General features: G+C 67.6%; 12 protein-coding genes. 6 read left to right on the top strand and 6 right to left on the bottom strand.

Annotated elements, in window-relative coordinates; genetic code table 11:
- Positions 1-101: 101 nt before the first annotated feature.
- From RT456_RS14360 to hemH, 3 genes are all read right to left on the bottom strand, one after another.
- Positions 102-1,520, bottom strand: a complete 1,419-nt coding sequence (locus tag RT456_RS14360) for a hypothetical protein (RefSeq protein ID WP_313347719.1) — start codon at positions 1,518-1,520, stop codon at positions 102-104.
- Between the two features lie 74 nt (positions 1,521-1,594).
- Positions 1,595-2,443, bottom strand: coding sequence for an alpha/beta hydrolase (locus RT456_RS14355; RefSeq protein ID WP_313347718.1), 849 nt, complete (start codon positions 2,441-2,443; stop codon positions 1,595-1,597).
- On the bottom strand, positions 2,440-3,402 hold the full coding sequence (gene hemH, locus RT456_RS14350) for a ferrochelatase (RefSeq protein WP_313347717.1): 963 nt from the start codon (positions 3,400-3,402) through the stop codon (positions 2,440-2,442). The genes RT456_RS14355 and hemH overlap by 4 nt, the downstream gene beginning before the upstream one ends.
- 145 nt (positions 3,403-3,547) lie before the next feature.
- Here hemH and RT456_RS14345 point away from each other — a divergent pair, with 145 nt between their 5' ends.
- From RT456_RS14345 to tatC, 4 genes are all read left to right on the top strand, one after another.
- Positions 3,548-4,435, top strand: coding sequence for a YSC84-related protein (locus RT456_RS14345; RefSeq protein WP_313347716.1), 888 nt, complete (start codon positions 3,548-3,550; stop codon positions 4,433-4,435).
- Positions 4,436-4,510: 75 nt separating this feature from the next.
- Positions 4,511-4,738: a Sec-independent protein translocase subunit TatA gene (gene tatA, locus RT456_RS14340; protein WP_313347715.1), complete on the top strand. Its 228-nt coding sequence runs from the start codon at positions 4,511-4,513 to the stop codon at positions 4,736-4,738.
- Between the two features lie 15 nt (positions 4,739-4,753).
- Positions 4,754-5,245 (top strand): Sec-independent protein translocase protein TatB, encoded by a 492-nt coding sequence (tatB, locus tag RT456_RS14335; protein WP_313347714.1) that lies wholly within the window; start codon positions 4,754-4,756, stop codon positions 5,243-5,245.
- Positions 5,242-5,991, top strand: coding sequence for a twin-arginine translocase subunit TatC (gene tatC / locus RT456_RS14330; protein WP_313347713.1), 750 nt, complete (start codon positions 5,242-5,244; stop codon positions 5,989-5,991). The genes tatB and tatC overlap by 4 nt, the downstream gene beginning before the upstream one ends.
- 316 nt (positions 5,992-6,307) lie before the next feature.
- Here the strand turns inward: tatC and RT456_RS14325 are convergent, their stop codons facing one another.
- From RT456_RS14325 to RT456_RS14315, 3 genes are all read right to left on the bottom strand, one after another.
- Positions 6,308-7,213 carry a BPSS1780 family membrane protein gene (locus RT456_RS14325; protein WP_313347712.1) on the bottom strand — a complete coding sequence of 302 codons (906 nt, stop codon included), beginning with the start codon at positions 7,211-7,213 and terminating at the stop codon, positions 6,308-6,310.
- Between the two features lie 106 nt (positions 7,214-7,319).
- The gene (locus RT456_RS14320; RefSeq protein ID WP_313347711.1) at positions 7,320-8,051 is read right to left on the bottom strand and encodes a glutamine amidotransferase; all 732 of its coding nucleotides are present in this window, start codon (positions 8,049-8,051) and stop codon (positions 7,320-7,322) included.
- Positions 8,023-9,858, bottom strand: a complete 1,836-nt coding sequence (locus RT456_RS14315; RefSeq protein ID WP_313347710.1) for a GspE/PulE family protein — start codon at positions 9,856-9,858, stop codon at positions 8,023-8,025. The genes RT456_RS14320 and RT456_RS14315 overlap by 29 nt, the downstream gene beginning before the upstream one ends.
- Before the next feature lie 114 nt (positions 9,859-9,972).
- Between RT456_RS14315 and glyQ the strand changes: the two genes are divergently transcribed.
- Both glyQ and glyS read left to right on the top strand, forming a co-directional pair.
- The gene (gene glyQ / locus RT456_RS14310; RefSeq protein ID WP_313347709.1) at positions 9,973-10,884 is read left to right on the top strand and encodes a glycine--tRNA ligase subunit alpha; all 912 of its coding nucleotides are present in this window, start codon (positions 9,973-9,975) and stop codon (positions 10,882-10,884) included.
- Positions 10,881-12,977 carry a glycine--tRNA ligase subunit beta gene (gene glyS / locus RT456_RS14305; protein ID WP_313347708.1) on the top strand — a complete coding sequence of 699 codons (2,097 nt, stop codon included), beginning with the start codon at positions 10,881-10,883 and terminating at the stop codon, positions 12,975-12,977. The genes glyQ and glyS overlap by 4 nt, the downstream gene beginning before the upstream one ends.
- Positions 12,978-13,056: the final 79 nt, after the last annotated feature.

Here is a 13,056-nt window from a genome sequence, read left to right as displayed (position 1 = left end):
TAGGTCATCGCCAGGGTTTATACCCAAAACCCCGCTGCTCACGCAGCGGGGTTTTTTCTTGTGTGCTGGCCAGCGGCCAGCACCTACCTGCGCGCACCCACCTACCAGAGGGGTGCGACTGCCCTGTGCAGGGCCTCGAACAGCGGGCGAAGGTCCTGCATGACGACGACGGCGGCTTGCTCGTCCAGCGTGTTCAGGGCGAGGTCGATCGTCCGCTGTTCTGCAGTGTTGGCGTCAAGGTTGAGTCTAGCCACGGCGTCTCTCACCGCCTCACGCATGTGCGCCGGCAGGGGCTTGTCCAGACCGAAGGTGGTGGCGCGCTGGGGGCTGCAGATATGGTCGAGGTCCCTGCCGAGGGAGGCATGCACCACCGGCAGCAGCAGTTCCCTTGACCGCACTGTCGACATGGATGGGACGGCGCTCTGAACGCGTTCGCACATCGACGCCACGGCGTGGGTCTCCCATTCCAGCAGCGTCGCGCACCAACTGTCCGCCAACTGCTGCCTGGCCAGAAGTGCGTCAAGCTGCGTTTTCCGGCGCAGTGCCGAGGCGTCCGGCCCCAACGCCGTGTCGCGGCCAAGCAATGCGCGCAGGACGAGGTCCTGGCCGCGGGGCGTCTGCGGCGTATCGGTTCCGGCATTGAACACGCTGACCAGGACAGGCTGTGGTTCCTGCCCCGGCATGGGTTGGAGCGGCGCAGGGTCGGCCGCGCGGGTTATCTCCTGCATGTGGGACAAGCGCGCTTCAAACGGAACCTTCAGGGCCTGCGCATGGAGCGCGTCAAACAGCGGGCGCAGCTCGTCGTTGCTCAGGACCTCGGCCGCCGGACGCGCCAGAACTGGAACAAGGCGGTCCCTCATCTCCAGGTCTTCAAGCGTTGCGCCTCGATACGACGCTGCCTCGCTCATGATCTGTGTGTCCATGGCATGCACCAGTGCATCACGCATGGCATCAGGCAGGGGCATGTTCAGACCAAAGACCTCAACGCGATTCGCAAATCGGCAAAAAACATCGGGCGGCCGGGCAAGGCACTCGTCCAACGATCTCAGAACCCGCATTCGACGTTCGTCGGTCAGCGGCGCCATTCTGGTCAGCTTGCCGCACAGCATCGTGTAGGCGTGGGTTGTCCACGCGTCACGCGCCGTGCTCCAGGCCTGCTCCAATGTCGTGCCACTGGCGGTGGCGACGCCCGCAGGCGATCCGGGTGCGGCGGGCGCCAACACCGAGGCCTGGTCGCTGATGCTGGTATGACCGATATCGAGTGTGCCCCCGCCCAGCAGCGTGTGTGATCGCGACGCGCGAGAAGGTGCGTTGACAACACTCGTTGGCGCACTGCCTGGCCTCGCCGTGAGGTCGTTGCCGGCCAAGGCCTCCGGCGGTGCCGGTGCAGCGGACGCAGAGGAAGATCCAACCGGGTGTGCATACATGACCTGTTTCCCTTCGGCACCGTGCCGTCGACCGGGCTTGAGTGTCGACGGCGCAGCGCGCGCCCGTAAATGATCCGGGTCAAGGTTCGCCATGCGCATGCCAACCCCGTCACGACGCGTCCAGCGCGACCCGCAGCGCGGGCTGCCACTGGAATGGAACCGGCAGATCAGCCGTCCAGGAACGCGGTAATCACCTCGGCCACCTGCTGCGGATGTTCCATGTGCAGGTGATGGGTGCCGGGGAACACCGCCAGCCGACCGTCGCGCAGCAGGCGGATGCGATCGCTGCGCAACGGCTCGGGATAGTACGACTGCGCCGGTGATGCGTAGATCACCTGGGTGGGGCATTCGATGGCGGCGAGCAGATCGTCGATCTGGGCCTCGCTCATGCGCAGTGCGGTGGGCAGCATGAGGCGCTGATCGCTGCACCAGCTGAAGCCGCCCTCCACCGCCATGACGCCCCGTTCCACCAACAGGCGCGCGCACGGCTCACTGAGCTGGTTGGCCATCATCCGCGCGCGGATCGGCGCGACGAGGTCGGGGAACACGCGCAGCCTCTTGCCCGGCAGGGCGCGCGCGGCGCGCACGTGTTCGCGAAGGCGCTGCGCGGTTTCATCTTCGGGGCCACGCAGGCCACCCAGGGCTTCGATGGCGATCAGGCGTTCGACACGTTCCGGCGCCGCCGCCGCGATGAGACTGGCGATGCCGGCGCCCATCGAATGGCCCAGCAGGGTGAAGCGCTCCCAGCCCAGCGCATCGGCCACGTCGAGCACGTGGCACAGCGCACCGGGGGTGTTGTACTGCGTGCCCGGCGGCAGGTGCGCGCTGTGGCCGTGCCCAGGCAGGTCGATGGCCACCAGCTCGCACTCGGGCAAGGCCGCCGCCAACGGTACAAAGCTGGCCGCGTTGTCCAGCCAACCATGCAGGGCCAGCACGCGGGGACCGTTGCCGGCACCCGAGCGCAGCCCGGCGACAGGGCTGCCGGCAACCGGCAGCGAAAACGGCTGCAGGATCATGCGAGCGCGGCGATGCTCAACCGCGACAACGCCAGCGCGTGACCCGGAGCATCATTGAGGCAGGGGATGTAGCGCATCTGCGCGCCACGCGCGGCGACGGTTTCCGTGAAGCCCAATGCCACTTCTTCCAGCGTCTCCAGGCAGTCGGTGGCGAAGCCGGGGCAGACCACGTCGATGCGCTTGATGCCGCTCTCGGCCATCGCCCACAGGGTGGGTTCGGCGTAGGGCTGCAGCCACTTCTCGCGGCCGAAGCGCGACTGGTAGGTCAGCGCCCACGCATCGTCGTCGAGGCCAAGCGCCTGCGCGATGGCCTGCGCACTGGCCTGGCACCGCTGTGGATAAGGATCGCCAGCATCGGCCAGGCGCTGTGGAATGCCGTGGAAGGAGAACACCAGGCGCTCGCCGCGGCCGTGCTGCTGCCACCACGCGCGGATGCTGTCGGCCACCGCATTCACCCACTCCGGGTCCACGGCATAGTCGCGCACCAGGGTGACGGTGACGCCGGGATGCAGCGGCTGCCAGTCGCGGACCTGGTCTTCGATGGAGGCGGTGGTGGTGGTCGAATACTGCGGATACAGCGGCAACACCACGATGCGGCGCATGCCTTCGGCGGCCAGCCGGTCGAGCTCGGCGGTCAGCGCAGGTGCGCCGTAGCGCATGGCGTGGCGCACCCGCAGGTTGGGCATGAGGCCTTGCATGGCCTCGGCCAGGCGGCGGGTGTAGACCATCAACGGCGAGCCGTCAGGAAGCCAGACCTGGGCGTACTTCGCCGCCGAGCGACCGCTGCGCAGCGGCAGGATCAGCCCATACAGCAGCGGCTTCCACAGCAGTGGCGGAATCGCGACCACGCGCGGGTCGCTGAGAAATTCAGCCAGGTAGCGACGCACCGCCGGGGCGGTTGGCGTCTCGGGCGTGCCTAGATTGACCGCCAGCACGGCGGTGTCGGGTGCGTCGAGCATGTGGCCATTCTCGCAGGTCTGCGCGATTGTCGGGATGGAAACGACGGGAGCAGTAATCAATATGGTGAATGAAACGAGTAATACTCATTGCGGATTCATCGGAACCCCACTAATTTCGAGAAGTCTGTATCCCCCTGGAGTCTCCATGCGTCGCTTGAGCCTTGTACTGCTGATCTCCGCCAGCCTGCTGTCGACCCAGGCCATGGCCGGGCCGCAGGAGGACCAGCGCGCCCGCAACGCGGTGCGCGTGCTGAATGAAATCCAGGAAATCCCCGAGCAGGGCATTCCGGACAAATTGCTGGATGAAGGGCGTGCAATCGTCGTCATTCCTGACACGATCAAGGCAGGTCTGGTCATCGGTGGACGCCGCGGACATGGCCTGATGTCGGTCAAGAATGCCGACGGCAGCTGGTCCAACCCCGTGTTCATGAAGCTCACCGGCGGCAGCATCGGCTTCCAGGCCGGCGTCCAGTCGTCCGACGTGGTGCTGGTCTTCCGCAATGACCGCAGCCTGGACAATCTCGTGAACGGCAAGTTCACCCTCGGTGCCGACGCGGGGGTGGCCGCCGGTCCGGTGGGCCGCAACGCCGCCGCCGCCACCGACGGCCAGTTGAAGGCCGAGATCTGGTCGTGGTCGCGCGCGCGCGGCCTGTTCGCCGGCGTGGCGCTGGATGGCGCGGTGCTGCAGATCGATGACGAGGCCAACCTGGACGCCTACGGCAGCAACACGACGCCGCGCATGGTGTTCGAAGGCCGGGTCGGCGAGCCGCCGTCGATGGATGTGGTCGCGTTCCGCGATCGCCTGGAAGAAGCCACCTATTCGGCCCGCGAGAAGCGTGGCACCCAGGGCAGCGCCCCGGTGGCGCGGGCGGCCACCCCGCCGCCGCCCGTGGCCGCACCGGTGGCTGAACAGGCGAACGGTGGCGCAACTACCGCTCCGCTGCAGGCGGTGCCGGCGCAACCGGCGGCCCACCAGGGTTTCCAGCCGGTGGGCGAAGGTGAAGTACGTACCGAATCGCTGGACGGCAACTGACTTTCGTCACGCGCGCCGCCTTACCGGCGGTGCGCTATGCTCAACCTCCTGATTACTAGGTATTGCGAGCAGCACATGGGCAGTATGAGCTTGTGGCATTGGGTAGTGGTGCTGGTCATCGTTCTGCTGGTGTTCGGCACCAAGAAGCTGACCAGTGGCGCCAAGGACCTTGGCAGTGCCGTCAAGGAATTCAAGAAGGGCATGCGCGACGAAGACAAGCCGACCGCGCACCTGAGCGATGAATCGCGTCCGCAGGACCCGACGACGACATCGCAGAACGAACACGAGCGCGACCGGCGCTGACCGGGGCGGCTTGGCGTGTTCGATATCGGTTTCAGTGAACTGCTGGTCATCGCGGTGGTGGCCTTGGTTGTGCTCGGTCCCGAGCGGCTGCCCAAGGCGGCCCGCTTCGCGGGGCTGTGGGTACGCCGTGCGCGCAACCAGTGGGACTCGGTGAAGCAGGAGCTGGAGCGCGAGCTGCATGCCGACGAGATCAAGCGTCAGTTCCGCGATGCGCAGGACTCGGTGCGCGACACAGAGGCACAGTTGCGCGCCAGCGGTGAAGCGGTACGCCGCGAGGCCGAGCAGGTACGCGGGCAGGTGCAGGGAGACGGCGCGGCCTCCAGCGCCGCCGACGAACCGGTGATGACCGGACCCACGCCGGGTTCTCCGGCCAGTGTTGCCCAGCATGTGGTGGCCGCCGAGCCGGAACCGGACACGGGCGAGCCGCGTGATGCGATGGCCCCGCCCGGCATTGATGGCCAGGCGCCACGCGATCCGGTGTCGCCCCCGACGGAGGCACCGCGATGAGCGAACCCGACGTGCCCGAAAGCGGCCTGGTGGAACACCTGATCGAACTGCGCGCGCGCTTGATGCGTGGCCTGATCGGGCTGGGCGTGGTGCTGCTGGGGTTGATGCCGTTCTCGCGGCAGATCTACACCTGGCTGGCCGAGCCGCTGATTTCGCAGCTGCCGAACGGGCAGTCGATGATCGCCACCAATCCTGCGGGCGCGTTCTTCGCACCGCTGAAGCTGACCTTCTTCGTGGCGCTGTTCATCGCGGTGCCGTGGCTGCTGTACCAGCTGTGGTCGTTCGTGGCGCCGGGTCTGTATGCGCGCGAGAAGCGCCTGGCGGTGCCGCTGCTGGCCTCGTCGGTGGTGCTGTTCTACACGGGCTGCGCGTTCGCCTACTTCCTGGTGCTGCCGGCGGTCTTCCACTTCCTGACCACGTTCCGCCCGGAGGTGATTGCGATCACGCCGGATGCGAATGCCTATCTGGATTTCGTGCTGGCGATCTTCTTCGCCTTCGGCAGCAGTTTCGAACTGCCGGTGGCGATGGTGATCCTGACCCTGCTCGGCTGGATCACTCCGCAGCAGTTCAAGGAAGGCCGTGGGTACGCGATCGTGGGCATCTTCGTGCTGGCCGCGGTGTTGACCCCGCCGGATGTGGTGTCGCAGTTGATGCTCGCCATCCCGATGTGCCTGCTCTACGAGATCGGCATCCACGCGGCGCGTTGGCTGGTGCCGGGTAAGGGTGGGGAGCAGCAGGCGTCGTGATGCGCGCGTGGTGTAGTTCGCGCTGAAAGCGGTGGTTTGGTTATTACGTGCTGGGGAGGCCGACGGGCAGCCTCGCTCCGGGACACGCCGTAAACCGCCCTCCGGGCCCCGGCCCAACCGCCAGCGGTTGTGCGTTCAGTCGCACGCGAGGCAGTGCCTCGCAAGCAGGGCTTCTTCACCCACGCCTACCCGGACGTACTTGCGGCGTGTCCCGGAGCGGGCCTGCCCGTCGCCCGGCCCCAGCACGTATCAATCAAAACGCCGCAGTTGCTCCTGCCGTCGCCGTCGCTCTGAAAACCACCCCGCCCATCAACCCTCAAGCCGCGAAAATATTCCCCGGGCCGTTCGACGGCGGGACCGGTGGCGGTGCGCCGGCATCTGCGTGCGCGAACATCTGCCGCCAACCTAGGAAGACCGCACCGGCAAAAATCGGCAGGGCCGTGGCCAGCAGGAACACGATGGCCAACATGAGGCCCAGCGCCGGACTGATGAACGAGACCACCAGCATGATGATTGCCGCACCGAAGTACAGCACCATCATCAGCCCCAGGGCCAGCAGGTAGAACATCACCATCGCACCAAGGTTGACCAGGCTGGTACGCAGGCTGTTCACCAGCGCTGCCCAACCGCCGATGCCGGAGAACATCACCTGTGGAAGCATGAAGGCCAGCATCAGGCAGACCGCGACACTGGTCAACACGGAAATCACGATCCACAGCAGGGTGCCGAATACCGGCAGGCTTTCCGCCAGCGCCTCCAGCTGGCCGGGCTCGAACTGACCACCGCTCTGATTGATCGCGTTGACCTCCATCTGCACCTGATGCCAACGCTCGGCGCCATCGGTGCCGAGCAGCAGCACCATCAGCGCCCCCAACATCAGGCTGGCCAGGAAGTACGGCAGGACCGCCACCAGCAGGTGCGGCAGTCTGCCTCGGCGGAAGCCCTCCAGAAGATGCTCGCGACGCGCGGGACGATCATGCTCGACCTCACGCACCGCCCAGATCAACCCGCCCATCAGCACCGGGGTCGCCAGCATCATCAGCAACTGCGCGATCGAGCCCAGCAGCGGGCTGATAAAGGTCAGCAGCACCACGGTGATCATGATCATGCCGAAGCTGACGGCCAGCAGGCCGAGCTGCAGGGGGGATTTGAAGAACAACGTGCAGCCACCCAACAGCCACTGCGCACCGGCCGAGGCCGGTACCTTGCGAATCTCGCTCATATGCGTCCGGAAACCAGGGGGAGGCGGGGCCAAGCCCCCGCGTAGGCTGATTATCCCTGTTTTGCGTGCGCGCCGCCTGAAGATGGGCGCATGTGACGCGGCGGGCTCAGTGGCCGCGTTCGGCGTTGCGCGCCTGGCGCACGAAGCGGCGCAGCAACTGGCGCGCCAGCGGGGCGGCGCTGACGTCGCGGGCCACCGTTCGGGCGCAGCCGCCGTGGCGGCCGATGCAGTCGGCGCGGGCGCGGACGTAGCCGCGCATGTGGTGCGTGGCGAACTCCGGGTGGAACTGCACGCCCCAAGCCTGGCGGCCCCAGCGGAAGGCGTGGCAGTTGTCCTGCGCCGAGCGCGCCAGGATCGCCGCGCCGTCGGGCGCGCGCAGCACCGTCTGCAGGTGGGTGGCGTGGGCCGGGAAGCGCGCCGGCAGGCCGGCGAACAACGGGTCGTCAACCGCCGAAGGCTCCAGCGCCAGCTCGATCGTGCCCGACTCGCGGCCGGCCGGGTTGTAGGCCACTTCGCCGCCCAGCGCGTGCGCCAGCAGCTGATGCCCGTAGCAGATGCCGAACACCGGGCGGTCGTCGTGCGCCGCGTCGCGCAGCCACTGCGCGCTGCGCTCGCTCCAGTCCGCGCGGTCGGTGACGTAGGCCGCCGAGCCGCTGATGATCACCCCGGCGAAATCGCGCGGGTCGGGCAGCTGGCCGCCGTGCTCCACATCGACCACCACCGTCTCGTCGGCATCCAGCCCGGCGGCGACCCGGATCCAGTGCGGAAACCGACCGTACCGGCGCAGCGAGGCGACCGGTTGGCCGGTTTCAAGAATCAGGAAGGGTGCGCGGTTCATCGGGGGGAGGCAGTACGGTCAGGACTTCCTCGATTGTAGTCAGCCCTGCCGCCACCTTTTCAAGTCCCGCGCGGCGGAGGGTTCGTACCCCTTCAGCACGGGCAGCCTGGCTGAAACCGGCCAGATCCATGTCCGCCCGGATCAGCCTGCGCAGGCGCGAGCCCAATGGCAGCAGCTCATACAGGCCTACCCGGCCCAGGTAGCCGGTGCGCCGGCAGTCGATGCATCCGGCCGGTGCATATGGCGTGGGCGACTCTGGTAATGCTTCATCGGCATCAGCCAGCACCGCCCATTGGGCGCCACTGAGCACCGTGGGCACCTTGCAGTGCGGGCACAGGGTGCGGACCAGGCGCTGGGCCAGTACCCCGTTGAGGGTGCTCGCCAGCAGGTAATGCGGCACGCCCAGGTCGAGCAGGCGGGTGATCGCCGAGGGGGCGTCGTTGGTATGCAGCGTGGACAGCACCAGGTGGCCGGTCAGCGAGGCCTGCACCGCCATCTGCGCCGTTTCCAGGTCGCGGATTTCGCCGATCATGATGATGTCCGGGTCCTGCCGCAGCAGCGTGCGTACGCCGGCGGCGAAGTCCAGATCGATGTTGGTCTGCACCTGCATCTGGTTGAACTCGGGCGCGATCATCTCGATCGGGTCCTCCACCGTGCAGACATTGACGTCCGGCGTGGCCAGCCGCTTCAGCGTCGAATACAGCGTGGTGGTCTTGCCCGAGCCGGTGGGGCCGGTGACCAGCACGATGCCGTGCGGCCGCTCCACCAGCGCGGTCCAGCCGGCCGCCTCCTGGGGGCTGAAGCCGAGCTGGTCGATGGTCTTGAACGCCGCGTCCGGGTCGAAGATGCGCATCACGCACTTCTCGCCGAAGGCCGTGGGCATGGTCGACAGCCGCATTTCGACCTCGCGCCCACCCGGCGAGCGGGTCTTGATGCGGCCATCCTGCGGGCGCCGGCGCTCGGCCAGGTCCATGCGGCCCAGCACCTTGATGCGGCTGACCACGGCGGTCATCACCGCCGGGGGGACCTCGAACACCTTGTGCAGCACCCCGTCGATGCGGAAGCGCATGCGCCCCATGTCGCGGCGCGGCTCCAGGTGGATGTCCGAGGCGCGCTGTTCGAACGCGTACTGCAGCAGCCAGTCGACGATATGCACCACGTGCTGGTCGTCGGCGTTCACGTCGCCGGCGCGCCCCAGCTCCACCAGCTGCTCGAAGCTGGGCAGGGTGCCGCTGGGTTCGCTGCGGACATCGCCGCGTGCACCGCGCACCGAGCGGGTCACCCCGTAGAACTCCATCGTGTAGCGATGCAGGTCCAGCGGGTTGACCATGGCCAGCTCGATCCGGCGTCGGGTCAGGTGCTGCAGATCGAGCAGCCACTCCTGGGCCAGCGGCTCGCTGGTGGCCACCAGCAGGCGTTCGCTGTCCACGGCCAGCGGCAGGAAACGGTGGCGGCGGGCATAGGCATGCGAGACCAGCGCGGTCACCGCCGACACGTCCACGCGGGTGGGATCGATGCGCAGGTAGCGGGTGCCGGTGCGGGTGGACAGCCACTCGGTCAGCCGCTCCAGGCCCAGCTCGCCGCCGCCGGTGGCGGCCAGTTTCAGGTTGGCCAGCAGCACCAGCGGGTGCACTTCGCTGGCATTGCGCGCGCCCTGGCCGGAAAACCGGATGCGTTCCAGGTCCGTCGCCGCGACCAGGCCGTCGGCGACCAGCGCGGCGGCGACCTGTTCGAAGACCAGCCGGCCCGGCGGCAGGGGCCCCGGAGCAGCAGCGGGGGCGAGCGTTGCCGGTGAGCGGTGTTCCATGGCGCCAGAATCCTCGGAGCGGCCGCTGCACGGCGTGATGGCGGTTGCCTGGAATGCCGGCGCGCGGTCCGTCGCTATACTAGCGCACCCCCTGAGCAGGCAAGACTCCGCCGCATGGCCGCCACGAAGAACGTTCCGATCACTTTCCAGGGCCTGATCCAGACCCTCAACCAGTATTGGGCGCAGCAGGGCTGCGTGCTGATCCAGCCGCTGGACCTGGAGGTCGGTGCGGGCACCTTCCACCCGGCCACCTTCTTGCGCTCGATCGGCCCGGAAAGCTGGAATGCGGCGTACGTGCAGCCGTCGCGCCGTCCCACCGACGGCCGCTACGGCGAGAACCCGAACCGCCTGCAGCGCTATTACCAGTACCAGGTGGCGATGAAGCCCAGCCCGGACAACATCCAGCAGCTGTACCTGGATTCGCTCAAGGCGCTGGGTATCGACCCGCTGGTGCACGACCTGCGGTTCGTCGAAGACAACTGGGAATCGCCCACGCTGGGCGCCTGGGGCCTGGGCTGGGAAGTCTGGCTCAACGGCATGGAAGTCACCCAGTTCACCTACTTCCAGCAGGCCGGTGGCCTGGAGTGCAGGCCGGTGCTGGGCGAGATCACCTATGGTCTCGAGCGCCTGTGCATGTACCTGCAGAACTGCGACAACGTCTATGACCTGGTCTGGACCTACGGTCCGGATGGCACGCCGGTGACCTACGGCGATGTGTACCTGCAGAACGAAGTCGAGCAGAGCACCTACAACTTCGAATATGCCGACGTGGAAGAACTGTTCCACCGCTTCGACGCGTGCGAGAAGGAAGCGCAGAAGCTGGTCGAGGTGGGCCTGCCGCTGCCGGCCTACGAGCAGGTGTGCAAGGCCAGCCATTCGTTCAACCTGCTGGACGCGCGCCGCGCGATCAGCGTCACCGAGCGCCAGCGCTACATCCTGCGCGTGCGCGCGCTGGCCCAGGCGGTGGCGAAACTGTATGAAGCCAAGCGCATCGAAGCGGTGGCCGCCAAGGAGGTACAGGCATGAGCACGATGCTGCCGCTGCTGATCGAACTGGGTACCGAAGAGCTGCCGGTGAAGGCGCTGCCGGGCCTGGCCCAGGCGTTCTTCGATGGCGTCGTGGACGGCCTGGCCAAGCGTGGCGTGGCCGTGGACCGCGGCGATGCCAAGCCCCTGTCCACCCCGCGCCGCCTGGCGGTGCTGCTGCCCGGCGTGGCCGTGGAGCAGCCCGAGCAGAACGGTGAAGTGCTCGGCCCGTACCTGAACATCGCGCTGGACGCCGATGGCCAGCCGACCAAGGCCCTGCAGGGTTTCGCGGCCAAGGCCGGGATCGACTGGACCGCGCTGGAGCGCACCCGCGACGCCAAGGGCGAGCGCTTCGTGCACCGTTCGGTGACCCCGGGCGCGCGCACCGCCGCGCTGCTGCCGGAGATCCTGGCCGAGGCCATCGCCGCCATGCCGATTCCCAAGCCGATGCGCTGGGGCAGCCACGCCTATGGGTTCGCCCGCCCGGTGCACTGGCTGGTGCTGCTGCACGGCAAGGATGTGATCGAAGCCGAGCTGCTGGGCCTGACCTCCGACCGGATGAGCCGCGGCCATCGCTTCATGCACGACAAGACCGTGTGGCTGTCCTCGCCGGACGACTACGTGAGCTCGCTGCAGGCCGCCTACGTGCTGGTGGACGCCGACGCGCGCCGCACGCGCATCGTGGAGGCGGTGAATGCCGAAGCCGCCAAGGCAGGTGGCCAGGCGCGCATCACCGACGACAACCTGGAACAGGTGGTCAACCTGGTCGAATGGCCGGCGCCGGTGCTGTGCAGTTTCGAACGCGAGTTCCTGGCGGTACCGCAGGAAGCGTTGATCGAGACCATGGAGATCAACCAGAAGTTCTTCCCGGTGCTGGACACCAACGGCAAGCTGACCGAGAAGTTCATCGGCATCGCGAACATCGAGTCGAAGGATGTGGCCGAAGTGGCCAAGGGCTACGAGCGGGTGATCCGCCCGCGCTTCTCCGACGCCAAGTTCTTCTTCGATGAAGATCTCAAGCAGGGTCTGGAGTCGATGGGGGAGGGGCTGAAGACCGTTACCTACCAGGCCAAGCTCGGCAGCGTGGCCGACAAGGTCGCGCGCGTGGTCGCGCTGGCCGAGGCGATCGCCCCGCAGGTGGGTGCCGACCCGGTGCTGGCCAAGCGCGCGGCGGTGCTGGCCAAGAATGACCTGCAGTCGCGCATGGTCAATGAATTCCCCGAACTGCAGGGCATCGCGGGTCGCCACTATGCCGTGACCGGTGGCGAATCACCGGAGGTGGCGCTGGCCATCGACGAGGCCTACCAGCCGCGCTTCGGTGGCGATGACATCGCGCTGTCCGCGCTGGGCAAGGTGCTGGCCATCGCCGAGCGCGTGGACACGCTGGCGGGCGGTTTCGCCGCCGGCCTGAAGCCGACCGGCAACAAGGACCCGTTCGCGCTGCGCCGCAACGCGCTGGGCCTGGCCCGCACCATCATCGAGTCGGGCTTCGACCTGGACCTGCGCGCGCTGCTGGGTGCCGCGCTGGGCGGGCTGCCGGCCGCCGTGCAGCCCAGCGCCGAACGCAAGACCGAGGCGCTGCCGCAGGAGCTCTACGACTTCATCATTGACCGCCTGCGCGGCTACTACGCCGACAAGGGCGTGCCGGCCACCCACTTCAACGCGGTAGCCGAGCTGAAGCCGGCGTCGCTGTACGACTTCGACCGCCGCATCGAGGCCATCGGCATCTTCGCCGCCCTGCCCGAGGCCGAGGCACTGGCGGCGGCGAACAAGCGCATCCGCAACATCCTGCGCAAGGCCGAGGGCGAGATTCCGGGCATGGTCGATCCGGCACTGCTGGCCGAGCCGGCCGAGAGCGAACTGGCCGAAGCCGTGGAAGCTGCCATCGACGACAGCAATGCCAGCCTGCATCAGAAGGATTATGTCAGCGTGCTGGCGCGTCTTGCCCGCCTGCGGGCGCAGGTGGACGCGTTCTTCGACGCAGTCATGGTCAATGCCGACGATCCGGCGCTGCGGGGCAACCGCCTGGCGCTGCTCAAGCGCCTGGGTGACCGACTGGGTAGCGTGGCGGCGATCGAGCATCTGTCGAGCTGACGCGAACGCACGCAATCGTTGCTGAAGTCCTTGAAGCGCCCGGCATGTCCGGGCGCTTTTTTGTTGCGCATTCGACACG

The organism is Stenotrophomonas sp., from assembly GCF_032099025.1.
Lineage (GTDB): Bacteria > Pseudomonadota > Gammaproteobacteria > Xanthomonadales > Xanthomonadaceae > Stenotrophomonas.
This window is presented reverse-complemented; position numbering and strand designations above follow the sequence as displayed.

Coding starts and splice junctions, on each gene's coding strand:
- RT456_RS14325 (WP_313347712.1), bottom strand. CDS start 7,213: ATGAGCGAGATTCGCAAGGTACCGGCCTCGGCCGGTGCGCAGTGGCTG.
- tatC (WP_313347713.1), top strand. CDS start 5,242: ATGAGCGAACCCGACGTGCCCGAAAGCGGCCTGGTGGAACACCTGATC.
- RT456_RS14360 (WP_313347719.1), bottom strand. CDS start 1,520: ATGGCGAACCTTGACCCGGATCATTTACGGGCGCGCGCTGCGCCGTCG.
- tatA (WP_313347715.1), top strand. CDS start 4,511: ATGGGCAGTATGAGCTTGTGGCATTGGGTAGTGGTGCTGGTCATCGTT.
- glyS (WP_313347708.1), top strand. CDS start 10,881: ATGAGCACGATGCTGCCGCTGCTGATCGAACTGGGTACCGAAGAGCTG.
- hemH (WP_313347717.1), bottom strand. CDS start 3,402: ATGCTCGACGCACCCGACACCGCCGTGCTGGCGGTCAATCTAGGCACG.
- RT456_RS14320 (WP_313347711.1), bottom strand. CDS start 8,051: ATGAACCGCGCACCCTTCCTGATTCTTGAAACCGGCCAACCGGTCGCC.
- glyQ (WP_313347709.1), top strand. CDS start 9,973: ATGGCCGCCACGAAGAACGTTCCGATCACTTTCCAGGGCCTGATCCAG.
- RT456_RS14315 (WP_313347710.1), bottom strand. CDS start 9,858: ATGGAACACCGCTCACCGGCAACGCTCGCCCCCGCTGCTGCTCCGGGG.
- RT456_RS14355 (WP_313347718.1), bottom strand. CDS start 2,443: ATGATCCTGCAGCCGTTTTCGCTGCCGGTTGCCGGCAGCCCTGTCGCC.
- RT456_RS14345 (WP_313347716.1), top strand. CDS start 3,548: ATGCGTCGCTTGAGCCTTGTACTGCTGATCTCCGCCAGCCTGCTGTCG.